Here is a 19555-nt window from a genome sequence, read left to right as displayed (position 1 = left end):
GTCCGTTCTGTCTCGTCTAACACTATATATAGCGGCGCGCTATTTGAAGAACGCTATATATATGCATCGTGATTGCATGTCCATTGCTGCACGCCCGAAAACGAGCTTAACACGAAAACCCTCATCCAGGCATCATGGAAGCCGCCGTCACCCGCAGCCAGGCCGCCTGGTACTTGATGTATTCCGACAGCATCAGGGCGCGCGATTGCGGCGATTTCCACCATTCCTCAAGACCGGGACCGGCCGGCCGCACCGGGTATTCGCTGATCCTGATCTCCGGCATGGCGGCATGAAACTCGATGCGCGAGCGGGGCATGTGATAGTTCGAGGTGACGAGAATCATCGAGTGATAGCCGCCCGCCCGCATCCAGCCGGCCGCTTCCTCCGCATTGCCGATCGTGTCATGCGCGCCGTAGCCGAGCGCAACGCAGCAGGCCATTGTCCGCGCGTCGACCGTGACGCCGCTCTCCGCCACGGCGGCAAGAAATTCCCGCGGGCTGACGATATCGTTCACCCCGGTCACCAGCAGTGCCCTGGCATGACCTTCGAGCAACAGGGAGACCGCGACGGGGACCCGCCGGCTGCCGCCCGTCAGGACCACGATGGCGTCTGCCTGCGTCTCGCCTTGCGGCCCGTCCGAGGGCATGGCGGCCAGGAACCAGAAAAACCCGCCGGCCCAGAGGCCGGCCGCCACGAGGATCGCGGACAGCCCGCCGGCGAGCCAGCGCCGGACCGGGCCGGCCGCCCAGCCGCGTCCGTGCCGCCTGCCCGCGGCGCTCACGGGTTCAGCTTTCGCAGGGCGCCCAGCACGGAAAGCCGGGCGGCGATCCAGGCGACAAGGGCCACCAGCACCGGCGCGGACGCGATCAGGATCCATTCGACGATTCCGACCGGCAACCCGCCGAGCAGGGTCGGGATCAGGTTGGCGCTGTCGATCGCCGACGGCTCCAGCGCCGCCGCCATGCCGGCCAGCGTCGCAACAGCGAAAAGCCCGCCGACCAGACCGCCGCGCAGCGCCATCTTCAGGACATGGGCCTGGAACTCGGAGGCGATATAACCGTCCCGGGCACCGATCAGGTGCAGCACGGCGATCACGTCGCGATGGATCGAGACCGAGGTGCGCACGGCGAAGATCACGGCGACGACCGAGGCGCCCATGACCAGGGCCAGCACCGTCAGGCCGAGCGCCTCGACCGCCCGGGTCAGTTTCGCCACATGGCTCATCCACTGGGTATGGGCCTCGACCAGGGCGCCGGGAAAGAGTTCGCCCAGCCGGGCCTCGAACTGTTTCAGATCCAGCTCCGGCAATGTGGCGAAATGCAGGTCGAACAGGCGCGGCACCGGCAGGTCGGCGGCCAGTTCGGCGCCCAGCCAGGGCGCCAGCAACTCTGCGCTGCGCGAGGTATCGACCCGGACCAGCCGGAGGATTCCGGGCAGCTGCCGCATCATCCGCTCCGCCTGGCTCAGCCGCGGCGCATCGGCATCGTCGGTCACGGCGGCGGGGATCTGCACTGTCACCACGCTGCCGAGGGCGAAGTCCCAGCGGGCGGCAAGCTGGTGCGAGGTCACGGCGCCGACCGAGGCCAGCACGGCGAAATAGCACATGATGCCGAGCAGCCAGGGCAGGTAGCGGGCGGACGGGTCATGGGACAGCGGGATGTCGCCGCGGGTCATCAGGGCCATGCCGTCAGCCCCCGCGCTGCTGTTGGCTGGCGTTGGCGCTTCCGGCAGCACCGACCGGCCGCGGCGCGCTGCGCCGGTTGCCCGGACCGCGGACACGGGCGACCCGCCCGCCATCGACATTCAGGCAGGGATAGGTAAAGCGGTCCACCAGCGCCCGGTTATGGGTCGCGATCAGCACCGTCGTGCCCATCTTGTGCAGTTCCTCGAAGAGATAGAGCAGCCGGACGGCCACGCCATCGTCAACATTGCCCGTCGGCTCGTCGGCGAGCAAGAGCTGCGGTCGGCCGATCACCGCGCGGGCGATGGCCACGCGCTGTTGCTGACCGCCGGACAGGGTGTGCGGCAGGGCATCGAAATGGCCCGACAGGCCGACCCATTCGAGCAGCTCGGGGACATATTCGCGGATCGCCGATTCGCGGGCGCCGGCGATTCGCAAGGGCAGCGCCACATTGTCCAGCGCGCTGAGATGCGGAATCAGCCGGAAATCCTGAAACACGATGCCGATACGACGGCGCAGCGCCGGAATGCCGTCCCGGCCGATGCCGGCGGCGTTCTGGCCGAACAGGGACAGCTTTCCGCGCGACGGCTTGAGGCCGAGATACATCAGCTTCAGCAGGCTCGACTTCCCGGCTCCGCTGGCCCCGGTGATGAACTGGAAGGAGCCCTCCTCGACCGCGAAACTGACATCGCTGAGGATCGCCGGGCTCCCGGGATAGCGGAGTTCCACTTTATCAAACTGGATCACGGCGCGATGCGCCTCCCTCTCCCGGACACCGGATGGCATGCGTTATGTCAGTACGCATGATTTTCCGGTTGCTCAAGTCAGCATGATTTCAGATCGTCACCGGCAATGAAAGCGTAGCGGGCAATGAAAGCGTGGCGGGCAGTAGGCGCGACCGGCGGCTTTGCCCTATACTGGCCGGAGCGTCAGTGGACAACAGGACCCCATGAAACTCACCTGTCCCGAATGTACCCAGCATTTCAGCGTACCGGACAATGCGATCGGCCCCAAGGGCCGCAAGCTCCGGTGCAGCAAGTGCGGCCATCAATGGCACCAGACCCTGGAAATGCTTGCCCAGCAGAAGGCGCCGAAACCGGAGCCCGCCGCCCTGCCGGCGGCGGCCGAATCGGCGCCGGCCGACAGCGGGGAAGAAGAGGTTGTGCCGTTCGGCCGGTTCGGCAGCGGCGAGGCCGATCCCGATGCGGAACCGGATCCGGCGGGCACAGACGAGGAAGAGGATCAGGAAGGCGTGTTCGGCGCGCCGCCGATCCCGCGCGGCCGCATGCCGCTCTCCCGCCCCCCGAAAACCAGGAGCAAGCGCCTGATCGCCATCGCCGCAAGCGTCATTCTTGTGGTCACGCTCGGCATCCTGTTCGGCGCCCGGGGCTCGCTGGTCGCCGCCTGGCCGCCGATCGACCGGCTCTATGCCACGATCGGGCTCGGCGTTCCGGTCATCGGCGAGGATCTGGTGATCCAGAATGTTGCCGCATGGCGCAAGACGGACGGCTCCATCGAGCTGCTGATCATCAAGGGAGAGATCCGCAACCCGACGGAACAGATGCAGACCGTTCCGACCCTGGCCGGCAAACTCACGGGCACGCAAGGCGACATCATGCAGGAATGGCTGTTCCGGGCGGAAAACCAGGTGATGCTGCCGGGCGAGAAGACCGACTTCGAGTACGAGCTGCCGCAACCCGGCGCCGATGCGGCGGAAGTCACCGTCACCTTTTCGGAACGCGCGCTCGGCGGCGGTCTCGGATACTGATCAGAACCGCTTGAGCAGACGCTCGATATAATCCAGCTCCAGGCTCGGCCGGGAGCGGTCCCCGGAGCGGTCGCGCAGCTCGTCGAAGATCCGCCGGGCCCGCTGGATATCGCTTTCCGTCGGGATCTCGACATCGCTGTTGTCGTTGAACCCGTATCCGGTGCGCCGGCGGTTCAGGGGATCGCCGTCCTCGCTCTCGAAATCATCCTCGTCGGCGCTCTGCGCGTTCGGGTTCTGCTGGCCCTGGCCGTTGGCCATCTCACGCAGGGCCTCGTTCAGGGCATCGGCGCCCTGCTGCATCTGGCTCAGGGCATCGCCCTGCGGCCCGACCGCCTGGCCCGGCGCATTTTCGCCAAGCGCCTCGGTGGCATCCCGCATGGATTGCTCGGCATCGCCAAAGCCGTCCGGGATCTGCCCGAGCCCCTCGCCGACCTTGCGCATGAACTCGCCCAGCTGCCGGCGCAGCCGCTCCTGCAGTTCCGCCAGTTCCGTCGCCATTTCCTCGGCCGTCATCTGGCCGTCGCCCTGGCCGGGTGACTGTCCCGGCTGCTGGCCGCGCTGGCCCTGCTGGCCGGGTCGCTGGCCGGGCTGCTGGCCCGGTTGTTGGCCGCGCTGCCCCTGCTGGCCCTGTTGCTGGCCCCGCTGACGCTGCTGCTGCTGGAAGGTCCGGTCCATCAGGTCGCGCTGCTGCTGGGACAGCTCGTTCAGCTGCCGCATCATCTCCTGCAGGGCCTGCTGCTGCGGCGACATCTGCTGCTGCTGCATGCCCATCCGCAGGTTTTCCATCATCTGCTGCAGCTGCGACAGCATCTGCCGGGCGGCGTCGCGGGCACCGGTCTTCGCCATGTCCCGCATCTGGTCCAGCATCTTCATCAGGTCTTCGCGGCGCAGCACCTGATTCGGATCGATCTGCTGGCGCTGCATCTGCTCGCCGCGCCGGGCCTGTTTCATCATCTGCTCGGCCATGGCCCGCAGATATTCGTCGATCGCCTGCTGCATCTCCCGCATCAGGCGTTCAATCTCCTCGTCGCTGGCATCGCCGGCCAGCGCTTCCTGCAGCTTGCGCTCGAGATCGCGCAGCTTCCGCATGGCGGTGGACACCTCGCCATCCTCGATGCGCAGCGCGATGTCCCAGAGCAGACTCTGCAGCGCCTCCAGGGAGTCTTTCTCCAGCGCCGTGAAATAGAGCCTGTTGGCGGCCGTCTTCAGCCCGAGGAAAACGACGATATCGTGGAAATAGCGGCCCGGCCGGGCGGCAATCGTGAGCAGCATGTCGGAGATGTCGATGCGCTCTTCCGGCTCGGTCACAAGACGCTTGCGCTGCGCAATGACGGCAACCGCCACCGGGTGATTGAAGATCCGCTCCGGCAGCACCATCTCGGCCGGCGCGCTTGTGCCGGTCTGGCCGAGATCGTCCGCCGCCTGCAGCGTGATCTGCACGGGCTGACCGGCCCACGGATGCGGGGTCAGGTCGTTGAAACTGCGCCCGGTGATTTTCCGGCGCTCGCCGGCAACGGTCGGCATGGTGATCTCGATCGGCGCCTCGTCCGTCACGGCGCCATCGGCAACCCGGCGCACCAGCGCCCGGACGGAAACGACGCCGTAATCATCTTCCGCCTCGTAGCGCAGGATCAGGGCCTGTCTTTCGGAGCCGGCGGGCGGCTCGACGAAATCGACGGACGGCACGAGATCGGGCAGGACATTGATCCGCCACTGGGCCAGCGGCGCGCCGTCCTGCATCACCGCCAGCCTTGTGCCGCGGGAGATCGGGGTCTGGATCTGATGGCTTTCGGGCGCGATGGTCTCGAAATCGACCTGCTCCGACATGCCCTGTCCGGCGCCGTCCGCGGTGCGGTCGGCAGCGCCCGCCCGGACACCATCCTCGATCACCAGCTCCGGCGTGTCCTCGCCGCCATTGACGGTCGCCAGGAACCGGCTGCCGACCGGGATCGCCACCGTTTCCGGCTCGGCGGCCTCGGCCGCCGCTACCGCGGCGACCGCAAGCGGACGGGAGAGCAGGATCGGTGCCATGCCGGTATAATCCGGCGGGCTGACCCAGACATCGGCGAGAGAGGAAGGGGCGGCGCCGCCGCCCTGCAGCTCCGGCGTCACGGCAGCCCGCAGGCGTTCCCCCGGATTCTGCCAGCCGGCGACCAGACCAATCATCAGGATCAGTCCGACGAAGGCGCGCAGGCCGAACGGGTCGAGCCGCGCCGCGACCGGGTCGGGGCCGCCGACATGCACCTGGCGGCGGACATCGCCAAGCCGTTTCAGATGGGCGTTCCAGAGCGCCGCCTCGGTCCGGCCGCCGCCGGCGACCGCATCGCTCAGGGCGGAGAGCGGTCTGTGCCGGAGACCCGACCAGCTTTCCAGCCGGCGCAGGATCTGGCTTTCGCCGGGCCAGGAAAAGGCGATGATGGCGCGCCGGAGGGTCCAGAGAAACAGGCCGAGCGCGATGACCAGGAACGCGGCCTGCAGCCAGCCGCCGCTGATCTGCCCCAACGCCTGGGGGAGTTCGATCAGGGCAAAACCGAGGAACAGGCCGAGCAGGGCGAGCGGAAAGCGGAAGGCCGGGAAAAACCTCTCCCAGGCCAGCACAAGGCCGGTGGTCCAGACTTTCAGCCGGTAGGAGAAGGAGAACACCCTGGCATCGTCACGCATGCAAAGACCCATCCCCGGCATAAAGCCGTGTCATCAGGGACGGATCCCGACCGCCTCCCCCGCTGGCTGAACCACCCGCGGCGGCACGGGAACCTGTCGATAATTCATACTCTCCCGGAGTGGAACCTTCCGGTCAAGCCTGCGGCAGGACAGCTAGCCCGGCCGGGCTACTCTTCAAGGGCCAGCATTTCATCGAGCGACTGGCGCCGGCGGACGACTTTGAAGCTGTCACCGTCGACCAGAACCTCCGGCACCAGCGGCCGCGAATTGTAGTTCGAGCTCATCACCGCACCGTAGGCGCCCGCCGATTTCAGCACGATGAGATCCCCGTCACTGACCGGACCGAGACGCCTTCCGCGCGCCAGATAATCGCCGCTCTCGCAGATCGGGCCGACGATATCGGCCAGACTGTCTTCCTGACCGGCAACCGTTTCGGAGACGGTGACAATGTCGTGATGGGCCTCATAGAGGGTCGGGCGGATGAGATCGTTCATGGCGCCGTCGACAATGACGAAGCGCCTTGCCCCGCCCTGCTTCACGAACAGCACCCGGGTCAGGAAATAACCCTCGTTGCCGACCAGATACCGGCCCGGCTCGACCGACAGCCGGCATTCGAGGTCGCCGACCGTGTCCTTGACGATCGCCGCATATTCGGCGAGATCCGGCGGCGTGCTGCCGTCATAGGAAATGCCGATCCCGCCGCCGAGATCGAGGTGATCGACCTTGTGGCCCTGCTGGCGCAGATTGAGCGTCATGCCCCGCAACCGGTCGTAGGCCGCCCGGTACGGGGTCACGTCCATCAGCTGGGAGCCGATATGCACCGACATGCTGCTGAGGCTGATATTCTCCAGCCCGGCCGCCAGCGCGAACATGTCCGGCGCCCGGTCTATATCGATGCCGAACTTGTTCTCCTTGCGGCCGGTCGTGATCTTCGCATGGGTCTTGGCGTCGACATCCGGATTGACCCGGATCGCCGCCGGCGCGATCACGCCCTTCGAGGCCGCAACCTGGTTGAGAAGCCGGAGCTCGCCTTCCGATTCCACGTTGAACTGGTGAATGCCCGCATCCAGGGCCGCCGCCATCTCGTCCGCCGTCTTGCCGACGCCGGCGAAAACAATCCGTTCCGCCGGGACACCGGCCCGCAGGCTGCGCTGCATCTCGCCGCCGGAGACCACATCCATGCCCGCGCCCAGCGCGCCGAACAGCCGGATCACCGCAAGGTTCGAGTTGGCTTTCAGGGCGTAGTAGATCGAGACGGGAAGGCCCGCGAGCGCCCCCTCCAGCGCGCGGTACCGCGCGGTCATTCCGGCCCTGGAATAAACGTAAACGGGGCTGCCCACATCGGCGGCGACACGGGCGAACGGCACCTGCTCAACAGTCAGGGCGCCGTCCACGTAGGAGACTTGCTCGCTCATTTCATCAAACTTTCGGTCGGCTGACGTATTCTGGCTAATGCGTTATTGCGTCGGATAGGTGCGCGGATAATCGGAAGATTGTCCGGAGGGCGGTTTGAGCGTGCCCTTCTTGCCGCAGGCGGCCTGGCCGACAGCCAGACCGGCGAACAGGACCGCAAGCAGTCCGAACCGGGTCATCCGTTTCAACATCGCCCCTCTCCCCTGTCCGTGCGTCAGCCGAGGAACCGGTCGCGGGCACGGGCGACCTGTTCACGCACATTGTCCGGCGCAGTCCCGCCATAGCTGGTCCGGCTCGCCACAGAGGCATCCACCGTCAGCACGTCGAACACATCGCCGGTGATCCCCGGCTCGATCGCCTGCATTTCCGCCAGGCTGAGATCTTCTATACCGCAGCCCTTGTCCTCGGCCAGCTTGACGATGGCACCGGTGACATGATGGGCCCGGCGGAACGGCATGCCCGCCGCCCGGACCAGCCAGTCGGCCAGATCGGTCGCGGTCGGGAAGCCCGCTTTCAGGGACGCCCGCATGGGGTCCGCATTCGCCTTCATGTCGCGGATCATGCCCGCGGTCGCGGCAATGCAGAGACCGAGCGAGTCGACGGCGTCGAACACCGGCTCCTTGTCTTCCTGCATATCCTTGCCATAGGCCAGAGGCAGGCCCTTCATGACGATCAGCAGCGCGTTCAGATCGCCGATGATGCGGCCGGATTTCGCCCGCACAAGCTCGGCCGCGTCCGGATTGCGCTTCTGCGGCATGATCGAGCTGCCGGTGGTGAAGGCATCGGACAGCGTGATGTAATTGAACTGCGCGCTGGTCCAGATCACGATCTCTTCGGCCAGGCGGGAGAAATGGATGGCGCAGATCGACATGGCGGACAGGAACTCGAGCGCGAAATCCCGGTCGGACACCGCATCGAGAGAGTTCGCCGCCGGCCGCGCAAAGCCGAGCGTTTCCGCTGTCCTGTGCCGGTCGATCGGGAAAGAGGTGCCGGCCAAAGCCGCCGCACCGAGCGGACATTCGTTCATCCGCTCCCGGCAATCCCGGAACCGTCCGAGATCCCGGCCGAACATCTCGACATAGGCCAGCAAATGATGCCCGAAGGTGACCGGCTGTGCCGTCTGCAAATGCGTGAAGCCCGGCATCACCACATCGGCATTGCGCTCGGCCTGGTCGACCAAAGCCTCGATCAGCCCGGTCAGGCTGGCATCGACGGAGTCGAGCGCGCCACGGACCCAGAGCTTGAAATCGGTCGCCACCTGATCGTTTCGCGAGCGTGCCGTATGCAGCCGCCCCGCCGCATCGCCGATCAGTTCGGCCAGCCGGTTCTCCACATTCATGTGGATATCTTCCAGCGCACGCGAGAATTTGAAGCTGCCGTCGCGGATCTCCGTGTCGATTTGCTCTAGACCCAGGCGTATCGCCTTACCATCTTCTGGGTTAAGCACCCCTTGCGCCACGAGCATCTCGGCATGGGCGATCGAGCCCTGGATGTCCTGGGCCGAGAAGCGCTTGTCGAAGCCGATCGACGCGTTGATCTCTTCCATGATCGCCGCCGGGCCGGATGCGAAACGTCCGCCCCAGATCGTGCTGGCGCCGTCGTTCTTGGGGTCGTTGTGCCGTTTGTTCATTTAGGGAGTTGCCCCGGTGTCTTGGATTTCATCAGTAGCGGTCAGGAAAACGCTTTTCGCCGGACTGCTCGCCGCCTGCCTGACCGTGATTGCCGGTTCCGCCGAAGCCGAGCCCCCGCTGGTGGGCGACATGGTCAAGTTCGTGCCCAGCGCCGGGGACCGGACCGCGCCGGACATCCCCTTCATAAGCGCCACGGGCGAACCCATCAAGCTGGACTCGTATCGCGGGAAGACCATTCTGCTGAATTTCTGGGCCACATGGTGCGCGCCCTGCGTCAAGGAGCTGCCGGCACTGGATCGATTGAGTGCCGAACTCGGGAGCGACAGGTTCGCGGTTCTGCTGGTTTCAATCGATCGTGGCGGCGCCCGTGTTTTCGAGCCTTTCCTGGAAAAACTCGGGATCCACAACCTAGCCTCCGCCGCCGACCAGAAAGCCGCGCTGTTGCGGGCCTTCAAGGCGCCCGGCCTGCCAACCAGTTTCCTGATTGCGCCCGACGGCACGGTCAAGGGCCGGCTGGTCGGAGACGCGGCGTGGGATTCCGCAGCTGCGAAAGATCTGATTAACTATTATGCTTCAAATTGACAGTCGGTATAGTCACCTCCATTACCCACCGCCTGATCAAGACCGGAAGACGATGACGCAGATGCCCCGCCCGTACTTCATCCTGATTGTCATGATCCAGGCTGTGGTGCTTGCCGGAAGCGCGGTCATCGGCAGCAGGTCCGCCACCGCCCAGAACCAGATGATTTTCTTCCAGGTCGCCACCGGCGGAGTGGACGGCACCTATTATCCGCTCGGCACTGCGATCGCGAATGCCATTTCCCGTCCGCCCGGCTCCCGCCCGTGCGGCGCGGATGAAGAGTGCGGCGTGAAGGATCTGGTTGCCTCGGCCCAGAGCTCGAGCGGCTCGGTCGATAATGTGGCAGCGGTCGATTCAGGGCTGGTCAGCTCCGCCTTCGCCCAGGCGGATATCGTCTATGCCGCCTATTCCGGCACCGGACCCTTCGACGGTACACCGCCGATGACGAAGTTGCGCGGCCTGGCGCATCTCTATCCCGAGGTGCTGCATGTGCTCGCCCGCAAGGAGTCAAAGATCACCAGTGTGCGGGATCTGGTCGGCAAGCGGGTGTCGATCGACGAGCCGGGATCGGGGCTTCTGGTGATGGTGCGGGATATTTTCCGGGCCTACGACATCGACGAGAACCAGATGGTCGCGTCCTATCTGAAACCGGGGCCGGCGGTGGACATGCTGGCCCGGGACGAGCTTGATGCGTTGTTCCAGATCTCCGGGATTCCAAGCCAGCTGGTCGCCACCACTGCGGAAACCCATGATATCGACCTGCTGACCCTGAACGGTCCGCCGGTCGGCAAACTGCTCGACACACACCGGTTCCTGACGCGATACACCATTCCGGCGGGCACGTACCAGGGGGTGGCGGAAGTGGAAACACTCTCCGTCGGCAGCCAGTGGATTGTCTCGGAAGACCTGCCCGAGCAACTGGCATACGACATCTGCCGCGCGCTCTGGAACAGGAACACGCGCAAGATCCTGGACGACGGCCATCCCCAAGGCCGCAACGTCAGGCTCGAATCTGCACTCGACGGCATTGCAATCCCGCTGCACATCGGGGCAGAGCGCTGTTATCGCGATCTCGGTGTCTTACGGTAACAATGAGGCACGGGAGAAACCGGTGAGATGAACCAGTCGGTTCACACCGGTTGCCAGTCCCCCGAAAACAGCGCGTCTGGCCTGCTCTGTCAGTGCACCGAGAACGTTTGGGCCTCGTTGATTGCGTGCCCTTTTATGCGTTTGCGCTTGTAGAGATCGAGTGTGTCAAAGCGCTGTTGCGCAAAAATCAGGTCGAGGGCACTTCCCGAATTGAGGGCAGCACTAAGAGCGGCCGCGACTTGACTATCGCGTCCGTCGATATCCGCAACTGAGATCTGGAGCAGGCGTAATGCCTTTTCAGCAACCGAACCGGTCATTGGTCTAATCCTTCCTTCTAAAGGATGTTTAATCCCCGCCGTTTTGGCAGGCCTGGAATTTATAGATAAAATTTTACCGAATTGCAAGGAACTTTCTGCCTATCCGGCAATTTGTGCCGGGCGGCCACCGCCGGCTGCTCAGCGCGTCGGCACGGGCTCCTCGCCGGAATAGTCGTAGAAACCGCGGCCCGTCTTGCGGCCGAGCCAGCCGGCCTCGACATATTTCACCAGCAGCGGGCAGGGCCGGTACTTGCTGTCCGCCAGCCCGTCATAGAGCACATGCATGACGGCGAGGCAGGTATCGAGACCGATGAAATCGGCAAGCTGCAGCGGCCCCATCGGGTGATTGGCACCAAGCTTCAATGCCGTATCGATGGAGTGCACGGAGCCGACACCTTCATACAGGGTGTAGATCGCCTCGTTGATCATCGGCAGCAGGATGCGGTTCACGATGAAGGCCGGAAAATCTTCCGCCACGGATACCGTCTTGCCCAGCGCCACGGCCAGCGCCTGGACCGCTTCGAACGTGTCCTGCTCCGTGGCAATGCCCCTGATCAGCTCGACCAGCAGCATCGCCGGAACCGGATTCATGAAATGCATGCCGATGAAACGGCCCGGCCGGTCCGTGACCGCGGCAAGCCGGGTAATGGAAATCGACGAGGTATTGGTGGCGATGATGGCATCGGCGGAGAGGTGCGGCACCAGGGTCTTCAGGATCTCGCGCTTGATCGACTCATCCTCGGTCGCCGCTTCGACGACCAGATCGCAATCTGCGAATATGGCATAGTCGGTGCCGGTCGAAATACGGCCGAGGGCCGCGTTCACATCGTCGTCGCCGACCTTGCCGCGCGCCGCCTGGCGGCGCATGTCGTTCTCGATCTTCTGCCTGGCCTCGGCCAGCCGGGATTCTTCGATATCGAGCAGGCGAACATCGAATCCGCCAAGCGCGCAAACATGGGCGATACCGCCGCCCATCTGTCCGGCTCCGATCACACCGATCGTGCGTATGTCCATAGATACTTCTCCCCGGTCTTTCCGGGCGGCCGCTCGGGGCCGGCCGGTGACGGGCAGCATGGGACGCCCGTCACCGCTTGGCTGTCAAGTCTTAGCCGTCCAGTTCCTTGCTCAGGGCCGGAACGGCCTCGAACAGGTCTGCGACGAGGCCGTAATCGGCGACCTGGAAGATCGGCGCTTCCTCGTCCTTGTTGATGGCGACAATGACCTTGCTGTCCTTCATACCGGCAAGATGCTGGATCGCGCCGGAAATGCCGACGGCGATATAGAGGTCCGGTGCCACGACCTTGCCGGTCTGGCCGACCTGGTAGTCGTTCGGCACGAAGCCCGCATCGACGGCGGCGCGCGAGGCGCCGACGGCGGCACCCAGCTTGTCCGCAATCTCTTCCAGCATGGCGAAGTTCTCGCCGTTCTGCATGCCGCGACCGCCGGAGATGACGATCTTGGCGGAGGTCAGCTCCGGCCGCTCAGAGCTGCTGAGCTCGGCACCGACATAGCTGCTGAGGCCGGAATCGCCCTTGGCATCGGCGGCTTCGACGGCGGCAGAACCGCCGTCGGCAGCAGCGGCATCGAACGCCGTGGTCCGCACGGTGATGACTTTCACCGCGTCGGAGGACTTCACCGTGGCCATCGCGTTACCGGCATAGATCGGACGCACGAAGGTGTCCGCATCGACAATGCCGGAGATCTCGGAGATCTGCTGCACGTCGAGCAGGGCCGCCGCACGCGGCAGCACGTTCTTGCCGAAGCTGGTGGCCGGGGCCAGGACGTGGCTGTAGCCGGCGGCGAGAGCCACCACCAGTGGCGCGACATTCTCCGCCAGGCCGTTGGCATATTCCGCAGAGTCCGCATGCATAACCTTGGAAACACCGGCGATCTTGGCGGCAGCGTCCGCAGCGGCGGCAGAGCCGCTTCCGGCCACGAGCACGGTCACGTCGCCGCCGATTTCGGCAGCGGCAGTCACGGTGTTCAGGGTGGCGGGGGCGATTTCCGAATTATCGTGTTCGGCAACGACGAGAACGCTCATCAGATCACCTTTGCTTCAGTACGCAGTTTCGCAACCAGCTCGGCGACGTCGGCGACCTTGACGCCGGCTTCGCGCTTGGCCGGTTCCTCGACCTTGAGGGTTTCCAGGCGCGGCGCCGGATCGACACCGAGATCGGCCGGCGCATACTGGTCGATCGGCTTCTTCTTCGCCTTCATGATGTTCGGCAGCGAGGCATAGCGCGGCTCGTTCAGACGCAGATCCGTCGTCACGATGGCCGGCAGCTTGAGCGAGACGGTCTCGAGGCCGCCATCGATCTCGCGCGTGACCTTGGCTTCGCCATCGCCCATTTCGATCTTCGAGGCGAAAGTCGCCTGGCCCCAGCCGAGCAGCGCGGCCAGCATCTGGCCGGTCTGGTTGGCGTCGTCATCGATGGCCTGCTTGCCCAGGATGACGAGTTCCGGCTGTTCCTTGTCGACCACGGCCTTCAGCATCTTGGCGACGGCCAGCGGCTCCAGGTCGCCGTCATGCAGCACGTGGATACCCCGGTCGGCGCCCATGGCGAGCGCGGTACGGATGGTTTCCTGGCACTGCTGGACGCCCAGCGATACGGCGATAACCTCGGTCGCGGTTCCGGCTTCCTTGAGACGGATGGCCTCTTCGACGGAAATTTCGTCGAACGGATTCATGGACATCTTGACGTTGGCGAGCTCGACCCCGGTCTGGTCCGCTTTGACGCGAACCTTGACGTTGTAGTCGATGACCCGTTTGACGGGCACAAGAACCTTCATGGCGACCCCGGTATAGATTTCAGTTTCAACAGCGGCACTCGGTCATAGGCGAAGCGTTTTTCGCCTGTCAAGCTGGCGCCGCCGCCTTATACCCTCTATCCGACATCCGGCGACAGGGTGACTTTTCAGCGATTCCCGCCCGGTACCCACAGCACGTCCCCTGCTCCGTCATCATTGATATGCCGAGCGAGCACGAACAGATGGTCGGATAAGCGATTGATAAACTTGATGGCATCCGCGCTGACCGGCTCTTCCTCGGCCAATGCGGTCATGGCCCGCTCCGCCCGTCGCGCCACCGTGCGCGCCAGGTGCAGATAGGTTGCGGCAGGCTTGCCGCCGGGCAGAATAAAAGAATCCAGCGGTTTCAGGTTTTCGTTCATGGCATCGATCTCCCGCTCCAGGCGGTCGACCTGGGCGGTAACGATGCGGAGCGGCGGCCATTTCGGGTTTTCCTGCTCCGGTGTCGCCAGATCCGCGCCCAGATCGAAGAGATCGTTCTGAATCCGGGCCAACATGGCATCCACCTCCGGATGCCCCTCCGTATGCAGCCGGGCCAGCCCGATGACACTGTTCGTCTCGTCGACAGTACCGTAGGCCTCCGGGCGGAGCGCATGCTTCTTCACCCGGGTTCCGTCCCCCAGGGAGGTTTCGCCGGCATCGCCGCCGCGGGTGTAGATCTTTGTCAGCCGAACCATCTGAACGCCCCCGAAACTATTTTGCGTGGCGCTGCCGCGTCAGCGGCTGATGGCCAGTGCGATCATGAAAAGAACAACCGCAACGAATTGAAATAACACACGATATCGCATCAGCTTGTTCGAGCGGCGGGGAGCGCCAGGGCCGCTGCGGGCCATGGACACGAGGCCGCCGAAGAGCGTGCCAAGCACGAGCAGCAGCGAACAGGCCATCAGGATGATTACGAAAACAGACATGCGGTGGATATAGAACGGCGGCATCCGGTTGACCAGTGCCGAACCGGCATGGCGGCAATCCGCCACAGCACAGCCGCGAAACGATTTGACGAAAATGCCATATAATTCCGCGGTAAAATTTACCTGCCGTTAAGGAATCAGACCGAAACCGAAACAGATTCCGCACTTCGTAACTCTTTTATGAGTTGATTCGGTCACTTTTTCCGAAATACACTTCCGGAATGCCCCCAAGATTTGCTATTCGAACCCTGTGAACCCCAATTTGTAGTAGGATATGTGACTCCTCATGCCTGACGATTCAGCCCTGAATTACACAGCCGCAGATTATAAAAATGATGCTATTTCAATTAATTACAAAAAGAGTCAGTCCTACATCATCCCCTGCTCGAGCGGTTTCCGCGACCGTGTAACGGCATTTGCAGATTCACAGGGCGCCAGTGTGGCCGATCTGGCGCGCGGCGTGCTGCTGCTGGTGCCGAACGAGACGGTCATGGCCACCGAGGATCCGGGAGAACCGGCGCCGGGCGACCGTGAGGTCGTCAGGCTCCAGTCCGGGCCGTCGAAAGGCCGCACCCTGCGCCGGAAACCGCGGCTGCAGCTGCGTCTGCCGATCGGCTACGACATCGCCCGGCTGCGCCGGGCGCTGGCCCTGGCCCTGAAGATGTCGGACGGTGAGAAGACCATCAGCGTCGAATCCGCCGACGACCGGAAGAAGCGCGGCGACGATCGCGCAACCCGCGCCCGGCTCGAAGAAGATATCGAGCAGTTACAGCGCATTATCGGCGATCTCGCGTTCGAACCCCTGCGCGGGGGAATCACCAGCCGGAGCGAGGCATTGCACGTCATGGGCTTCGCCCCGTCCGCCGTTCCGGACCAGAAGGCCATTCGCGGACGGTACCGCCGCCTGGCGCTCGTGTTCCATCCGGATTCCCCTTTTGGCGACCATCAGCGCATGAGCCAGCTCAACGAGGCGCTTGAGAAACTGACACGCGCTTGACGCCGGCGCCGCCGCGCCATACCTTCAGCGCCATGATGAACTGCACTCTCCGGCATCTGGCCGGTCGAATTATCGGGCGAATTAGCAACCCGGTCCTCTGACAGGGCCGGGCCAATTGCTGTTTTCCCTTGTTCGACCCCCAAAGCCGGAGCGGTTTTGTCATGCAAGACGTTGTCACGTCCCAGTCTGTTTTCCCGAATTCTCCCGAACCCCGCGTCGAAACCGACGTGACTGCCTGTTTTTCCGTGCAGGCCGTCGCGGATCCCTCGGTGATGCCGCGCGTTCTCGAACTGTTTGCCAAACGCGGCCTGATCCCGTCACGGTGGCACAGCGATCTCGGCGGCCGGCGCCGGGACGAACTGACCATCGACCTGCAGGTCCAGGGCCTGACCGATTCCCAGCGCGACCATACCGCGGCCATCCTGCGCGGCATGGTCTGCGTGACGTCGGTCCTGGTGTCGGAAAAACTCTACACCTGATCCACCCCGCCGGCGGAAAGGTCTGCCGGTGAGCGGATATCTGCATTATCTGAAGCTCTGCAACGCCCATGATCCGGCCGATTACCGTCCCTGGTCGATTTCAGGGATGGTGATCGGGCATGTCCGGCACGCGGTCGCGGAGCGGCTCCCTGAATTTGGCTTCCGGGATAAAGGCGACGGCCTGACCCTCGCGCCGGCTTCCTTCGAGGCATTGAGCGAAACCCTGGCGAAAGCGACAGACGGGCTGCGCGCGGCCGGTCTCGCGGCCCCTGCCCGGGGCGAGCTCTATCCGCTGCTCGCCCATCCGGACAGTGCGCCCCTGGCAGCGCTGGACCGGGGCGCCGCCACCGAATTCGGCATCCTGAACCGGGGCTTTCACCTGAACGGCATTGTCCGGCGGGTGGACGGAACCTTCATGTGGGTCGCCCGCCGGGCCCGCAACAAGACGACCTATCCCGGCAAGCTGGACAATATGGTCGCGGGCGGTCACCCGCTCGGTATCTCCCCATTCGACAATCTGCTGAAGGAGTGCCACGAGGAAGCCGGCATCCCGCCGGAAATCGCCGCGACGGCGCGGCCGACCGGCACCATCAGCTACCGGATGGGCATTCCCTCCGGCCTGCGGCGTCACATGTTCTACACCTACGACCTGGAGCTTGATCCGGATTTTGTGCCGCAGCCGCTCGACGGCGAGGTCGAGAGCTTCGAGTTGCTGCCGATCGGCCAGGTCATGCAGATCGTCGAGAACGACCCGGACGCGTTCAAGTACAATTGCAACCTGGCGATCATCGACTTCCTGGTCCGGCACGGTTTCATCGCCCCGGACCATCCGGATTATTTCGAGATCGCAACTGGATTGCGGCAGCCGCTCTTCTGATCAGACGGCACGGGTGACCCCGCCGTCGATCCGCAGGTTCTGGCCGGTCATGTAGCCGCCCTCGTCCGAGGCCAGCCAGGAAATCAGCGAGGAGACCTCCTCGGCACGGCCATAGCGGCCGAGCGGAATGCGCGCCTTTCGATCCTCTTTCTCCGGCAGGCTGTCGATGAAACCCGGAAGTACATTGTTCATCCGGATATTGTCGGCCGCATAGCGGTCCGCGTAGAGCTTGGAGAAGGCAGCGAGACCGGCCCGGAACACCCCGGATGTCGGGAACAGCGGGTCCGGCTCGAAAGCGGCGAAGGTCGAGATATTGATGATCGCGCCGCCGCCCTGCGCCTGCATCAACGGCGTGACCAGCCGGGTCGGGCGAACGACATTCAGAAGGTAGACCTCCATCCCGTCGTGCCACTCCTCGTCCGTCAGATCCAGAACCGGCCCCTTCGGCCCGTGTCCGGCAGAATTCACCAGCACATCGACCCGCCCCCAGCGCTCGACGGCGCCATCGACCAGCCGCTTCAGATCCTCGACCGACCGGTTCGAGCCGGTCACGCCGAAGCCGCCCAGCTCCTCGCCGAGGGCTTCGCCCTTGCCGGACGAAGACAGGATGCCGACGCGAAACCCGTCCGCCGCCAGCCGGCGCGCTGCATCAGCGCCCATGCCGCTGCCACCAGCCGTGACCAGTGCAATTTTTTCTACAGCCATTGAGATTTTCCTCCGAGGAATTTACCTGCTGGAGCAGTATATGCGCGGGAAGTACGGCGCGAGCCAGCCAGTTCCTCTATCTTGTGAAAGCAGAAAATCTATTGGCTGAGAAAATCCACCTTCCGCCGGTCAACGGGCTGAAAGCCTTCGACGCCGCCGGACGTCACCTGAATTTCCGGGCCGCGGCGGAGGAACTGGGGGTGTCCCAGGGCGCCGTGGCGCAACATATTCGCGGCCTCGAGGCCCATCTCGGCCTCAAGCTGTTCGACCGGCATTCCAAGGGACTTGCCTTCACGGCCGAGGGGCGCGGCTATCACCAGCAGGTCGGCGCCGCCTTTGCCATGCTGCAGGAGGCGACACTCCGCCTTGCCCCGACGCCCTCCAAGGTGACCATCAGCGTCACCCCGACCTTCGCCGCCAAATGGCTGATACCGAACCTGCCGAGCCTGACCGCCCTCCATCCGGAAATCGACCTGCGGGTTCTCGCAACCGACAGCGTGCTGAGCTTTCATGGCGACGGTATCGATCTTGCCATTCGTCAGGGATTTCCTCCCTTCGGAGCCGCGATCGACGCCCGGTTACTGTTCCGCAGCACCATTGTCGCGATCGCGGCTCCGGCCCTGGTGCAGGGGCGAAACCGGCCGCTCGCGGCGCATGACTTCAGCGAATTGCCGTTGCTGCAGGACACACATGACCTGTGGCCTGCCTTTCTGCGCGAGGTGCTCGGGGTCAAAGACTGGGCGGGAAAGAACAGACTGAGCTTCAGCCAGACATCTCTCAGCATCGACGCAGCGCTGGCCGGTCAGGGAATTGCCCTGGCCAGCCGTTTTCTGGTGGAACAGGATTTCCTGGCGGGACGTCTGGTCGAGGTTGCGGACGGCTCTTTCCATGGCGGGCGGGATTTTCATCTGCTGGCACGGAAGACCGCTGCCCATTCCCCGGCCGTCGCGGCGGTGATGGACTGGCTTCTCGGCAAGAGCGAGATGCCGGAGTGATGGTTTGCGTTCCGGTCAGATCGCCGTTTTCGGCCGGGCGCCCGGATGATTGGCCGGGTGGGCCGGCGGCCCGGCCGGTACGGGCGGGACCGCAAGATCGCCCGCCAGCATGGCATCGACCGTCTTCAACAGAGTGCCCAGCCGCCGGTCCGGCATGCCAAGCTCATCGAGATGGGCCACCGTGTTGGCGAGATAGTCCCGGCACGGCCCGGCCGTGCCGACCCCCTGGATCACCAGGGCCGCCCGCTGCTCCAGTGTCAGGCCCGCCGCATATTGCGCGTGGCTGCGATCGACGACATAGGCCTGGGCCACGACGCGGCGGCCGGACAGGGGCTCGATCACCGGCAGAATGCGCGGATCGTACACTCCCGTGACCATTTCGCGTTCATGCAGATAGGCCAGCACCGCGTCCCGCTTGTCCGGGGCAATCCGGTAGGCCATGCCGCGGCAGGACCCGCCCCGGTCCAGGCCGAGCACCAGCCCGGGCCGCTCCGGGGAGCCGCGATAACGGTGCGACCAGACACAGAAATCGCGGTGATATCCGTTGAGCCGGACAGGCAGCCGCGCCACATAGTCGAAACCCGGCCGCCACATCAGCGAGCCGTAGCCGAAAACCCATAGATCGCCGCGCTCGGGAGTCATA

Annotated in this window: 22 protein-coding genes; 7 read left to right on the top strand and 15 right to left on the bottom strand. The window is 64.5% G+C overall.

Annotation, left to right across the window (positions count from 1 at the left end):
- Positions 1-121: 121 nt before the first annotated feature.
- The 3 genes from RH950_RS18050 to ftsE are packed head-to-tail and all read right to left on the bottom strand — an operon-like array spanning position 122 to position 2428.
- On the bottom strand, positions 122-781 hold the full coding sequence (locus RH950_RS18050; protein WP_350059125.1) for a YdcF family protein: 660 nt from the start codon (positions 779-781) through the stop codon (positions 122-124).
- Positions 778-1683, bottom strand: coding sequence for a cell division protein FtsX (locus tag RH950_RS18045; RefSeq protein WP_350059124.1), 906 nt, complete (start codon positions 1681-1683; stop codon positions 778-780). Before RH950_RS18045 ends, RH950_RS18050 begins: the two co-directional genes overlap by 4 nt.
- Before the next feature lie 4 nt (positions 1684-1687).
- Complete coding sequence (gene ftsE, locus RH950_RS18040) at positions 1688-2428, bottom strand: cell division ATP-binding protein FtsE (RefSeq protein WP_350059123.1); 741 nt, start codon at positions 2426-2428, stop codon at positions 1688-1690.
- Positions 2429-2630: 202 nt separating this feature from the next.
- On the opposite strand from ftsE, the gene RH950_RS18035 reads away from it, so the two are divergent.
- Positions 2631-3449 carry a zinc-ribbon domain-containing protein gene (locus RH950_RS18035; protein ID WP_350059122.1) on the top strand — a complete coding sequence of 273 codons (819 nt, stop codon included), beginning with the start codon at positions 2631-2633 and terminating at the stop codon, positions 3447-3449.
- Here the strand turns inward: RH950_RS18035 and RH950_RS18030 are convergent, their stop codons facing one another.
- The 4 genes from RH950_RS18030 to argH all read right to left on the bottom strand — a co-directional run bounded on the left by RH950_RS18030 (position 3450) and on the right by argH (position 9153).
- Entirely contained in the window at positions 3450-6110 is a 2661-nt protein-coding gene (locus tag RH950_RS18030) for a TIGR02302 family protein (protein WP_350059121.1), read from the bottom strand.
- 167 nt (positions 6111-6277) lie between these two features.
- Positions 6278-7525: a diaminopimelate decarboxylase gene (gene lysA / locus RH950_RS18025; RefSeq protein ID WP_350059120.1), complete on the bottom strand. Its 1248-nt coding sequence runs from the start codon at positions 7523-7525 to the stop codon at positions 6278-6280.
- 42 nt (positions 7526-7567) lie between these two features.
- Positions 7568-7714 carry a hypothetical protein gene (locus RH950_RS18020; protein WP_350059119.1) on the bottom strand — a complete coding sequence of 49 codons (147 nt, stop codon included), beginning with the start codon at positions 7712-7714 and terminating at the stop codon, positions 7568-7570.
- Positions 7715-7737: 23 nt separating this feature from the next.
- Positions 7738-9153: an argininosuccinate lyase gene (gene argH / locus RH950_RS18015; protein ID WP_350059118.1), complete on the bottom strand. Its 1416-nt coding sequence runs from the start codon at positions 9151-9153 to the stop codon at positions 7738-7740.
- 16 nt (positions 9154-9169) lie between these two features.
- Between argH and RH950_RS18010 the strand changes: the two genes are divergently transcribed.
- Together RH950_RS18010 and RH950_RS18005 are read left to right on the top strand one after the other, a co-directional pair.
- Positions 9170-9736 (top strand): TlpA disulfide reductase family protein, encoded by a 567-nt coding sequence (locus RH950_RS18010; RefSeq protein ID WP_350059117.1) that lies wholly within the window; start codon positions 9170-9172, stop codon positions 9734-9736.
- Positions 9737-9788: 52 nt separating this feature from the next.
- Entirely contained in the window at positions 9789-10823 is a 1035-nt protein-coding gene (locus RH950_RS18005; protein WP_350059116.1) for a TAXI family TRAP transporter solute-binding subunit, read from the top strand.
- Positions 10824-10912: 89 nt separating this feature from the next.
- On the opposite strand, the gene RH950_RS18000 is transcribed toward RH950_RS18005, so the two are convergent.
- The 6 genes from RH950_RS18000 to RH950_RS17975 all read right to left on the bottom strand — a co-directional run bounded on the left by RH950_RS18000 (position 10913) and on the right by RH950_RS17975 (position 14925).
- Entirely contained in the window at positions 10913-11140 is a 228-nt protein-coding gene (locus RH950_RS18000) for a hypothetical protein (RefSeq protein WP_350059115.1), read from the bottom strand.
- A gap of 138 nt (positions 11141-11278) precedes the next feature.
- Positions 11279-12154, bottom strand: coding sequence for a 3-hydroxybutyryl-CoA dehydrogenase (locus RH950_RS17995; protein WP_350059114.1), 876 nt, complete (start codon positions 12152-12154; stop codon positions 11279-11281).
- A 91-nt stretch (positions 12155-12245) separates the two neighbouring features.
- Positions 12246-13181 (bottom strand): FAD-binding protein, encoded by a 936-nt coding sequence (locus tag RH950_RS17990; protein WP_350059113.1) that lies wholly within the window; start codon positions 13179-13181, stop codon positions 12246-12248.
- Positions 13181-13930, bottom strand: a complete 750-nt coding sequence (locus RH950_RS17985; protein WP_350059112.1) for an electron transfer flavoprotein subunit beta/FixA family protein — start codon at positions 13928-13930, stop codon at positions 13181-13183. Before RH950_RS17985 ends, RH950_RS17990 begins: the two co-directional genes overlap by 1 nt.
- Before the next feature lie 125 nt (positions 13931-14055).
- Positions 14056-14625 (bottom strand): cob(I)yrinic acid a,c-diamide adenosyltransferase, encoded by a 570-nt coding sequence (locus tag RH950_RS17980; protein ID WP_350059111.1) that lies wholly within the window; start codon positions 14623-14625, stop codon positions 14056-14058.
- Positions 14626-14664: 39 nt separating this feature from the next.
- Positions 14665-14925 carry a twin transmembrane helix small protein gene (locus RH950_RS17975; RefSeq protein ID WP_350059110.1) on the bottom strand — a complete coding sequence of 87 codons (261 nt, stop codon included), beginning with the start codon at positions 14923-14925 and terminating at the stop codon, positions 14665-14667.
- A gap of 373 nt (positions 14926-15298) precedes the next feature.
- Between RH950_RS17975 and RH950_RS17970 the strand changes: the two genes are divergently transcribed.
- The 3 genes from RH950_RS17970 (at position 15299) to RH950_RS17960 (ending at position 17212) form a co-directional block, all read left to right on the top strand.
- The gene (locus RH950_RS17970; protein WP_350059109.1) at positions 15299-15856 is read left to right on the top strand and encodes a J domain-containing protein; all 558 of its coding nucleotides are present in this window, start codon (positions 15299-15301) and stop codon (positions 15854-15856) included.
- A gap of 161 nt (positions 15857-16017) precedes the next feature.
- On the top strand, positions 16018-16335 hold the full coding sequence (locus RH950_RS17965) for an ACT-like domain-containing protein (RefSeq protein ID WP_350059108.1): 318 nt from the start codon (positions 16018-16020) through the stop codon (positions 16333-16335).
- 28 nt (positions 16336-16363) lie between these two features.
- Entirely contained in the window at positions 16364-17212 is an 849-nt protein-coding gene (locus RH950_RS17960) for an NUDIX hydrolase (RefSeq protein ID WP_350059107.1), read from the top strand.
- Here the strand turns inward: RH950_RS17960 and RH950_RS17955 are convergent, their stop codons facing one another.
- Positions 17213-17917: an SDR family oxidoreductase gene (locus RH950_RS17955; RefSeq protein WP_350059106.1), complete on the bottom strand. Its 705-nt coding sequence runs from the start codon at positions 17915-17917 to the stop codon at positions 17213-17215.
- Between the two features lie 101 nt (positions 17918-18018).
- Between RH950_RS17955 and RH950_RS17950 the strand changes: the two genes are divergently transcribed.
- Positions 18019-18912, top strand: a complete 894-nt coding sequence (locus tag RH950_RS17950; protein WP_350059105.1) for a LysR substrate-binding domain-containing protein — start codon at positions 18019-18021, stop codon at positions 18910-18912.
- 15 nt (positions 18913-18927) lie between these two features.
- Here the strand turns inward: RH950_RS17950 and RH950_RS17945 are convergent, their stop codons facing one another.
- The gene (locus tag RH950_RS17945; RefSeq protein ID WP_350059104.1) at positions 18928-19554 is read right to left on the bottom strand and encodes a gamma-glutamylcyclotransferase; all 627 of its coding nucleotides are present in this window, start codon (positions 19552-19554) and stop codon (positions 18928-18930) included.
- Between the last annotated feature and the right edge of the window lies 1 nt (position 19555).

Origin of the sequence: Nisaea sp. (assembly GCF_040217065.1) — a bacterium.
In the GTDB taxonomy this organism is placed as follows: domain Bacteria; phylum Pseudomonadota; class Alphaproteobacteria; order Thalassobaculales; family Thalassobaculaceae; genus Nisaea.
This window is presented reverse-complemented; position numbering and strand designations above follow the sequence as displayed.

Coding starts and splice junctions, on each gene's coding strand:
- RH950_RS18045 (WP_350059124.1), bottom strand. CDS start 1,683: ATGGCCCTGATGACCCGCGGCGACATCCCGCTGTCCCATGACCCGTCC.
- RH950_RS18035 (WP_350059122.1), top strand. CDS start 2,631: ATGAAACTCACCTGTCCCGAATGTACCCAGCATTTCAGCGTACCGGAC.
- RH950_RS18030 (WP_350059121.1), bottom strand. CDS start 6,110: ATGCGTGACGATGCCAGGGTGTTCTCCTTCTCCTACCGGCTGAAAGTC.
- lysA (WP_350059120.1), bottom strand. CDS start 7,525: ATGAGCGAGCAAGTCTCCTACGTGGACGGCGCCCTGACTGTTGAGCAG.
- RH950_RS18020 (WP_350059119.1), bottom strand. CDS start 7,714: ATGTTGAAACGGATGACCCGGTTCGGACTGCTTGCGGTCCTGTTCGCC.
- argH (WP_350059118.1), bottom strand. CDS start 9,153: ATGAACAAACGGCACAACGACCCCAAGAACGACGGCGCCAGCACGATC.
- RH950_RS18005 (WP_350059116.1), top strand. CDS start 9,789: ATGACGCAGATGCCCCGCCCGTACTTCATCCTGATTGTCATGATCCAG.
- RH950_RS18000 (WP_350059115.1), bottom strand. CDS start 11,140: ATGACCGGTTCGGTTGCTGAAAAGGCATTACGCCTGCTCCAGATCTCA.
- RH950_RS17995 (WP_350059114.1), bottom strand. CDS start 12,154: ATGGACATACGCACGATCGGTGTGATCGGAGCCGGACAGATGGGCGGC.
- RH950_RS17990 (WP_350059113.1), bottom strand. CDS start 13,181: ATGAGCGTTCTCGTCGTTGCCGAACACGATAATTCGGAAATCGCCCCC.
- RH950_RS17985 (WP_350059112.1), bottom strand. CDS start 13,930: ATGAAGGTTCTTGTGCCCGTCAAACGGGTCATCGACTACAACGTCAAG.
- RH950_RS17980 (WP_350059111.1), bottom strand. CDS start 14,625: ATGGTTCGGCTGACAAAGATCTACACCCGCGGCGGCGATGCCGGCGAA.
- RH950_RS17965 (WP_350059108.1), top strand. CDS start 16,018: ATGCAAGACGTTGTCACGTCCCAGTCTGTTTTCCCGAATTCTCCCGAA.
- RH950_RS17955 (WP_350059106.1), bottom strand. CDS start 17,917: ATGGCTGTAGAAAAAATTGCACTGGTCACGGCTGGTGGCAGCGGCATG.
- RH950_RS17945 (WP_350059104.1), bottom strand. CDS start 19,554: ATGACTCCCGAGCGCGGCGATCTATGGGTTTTCGGCTACGGCTCGCTG.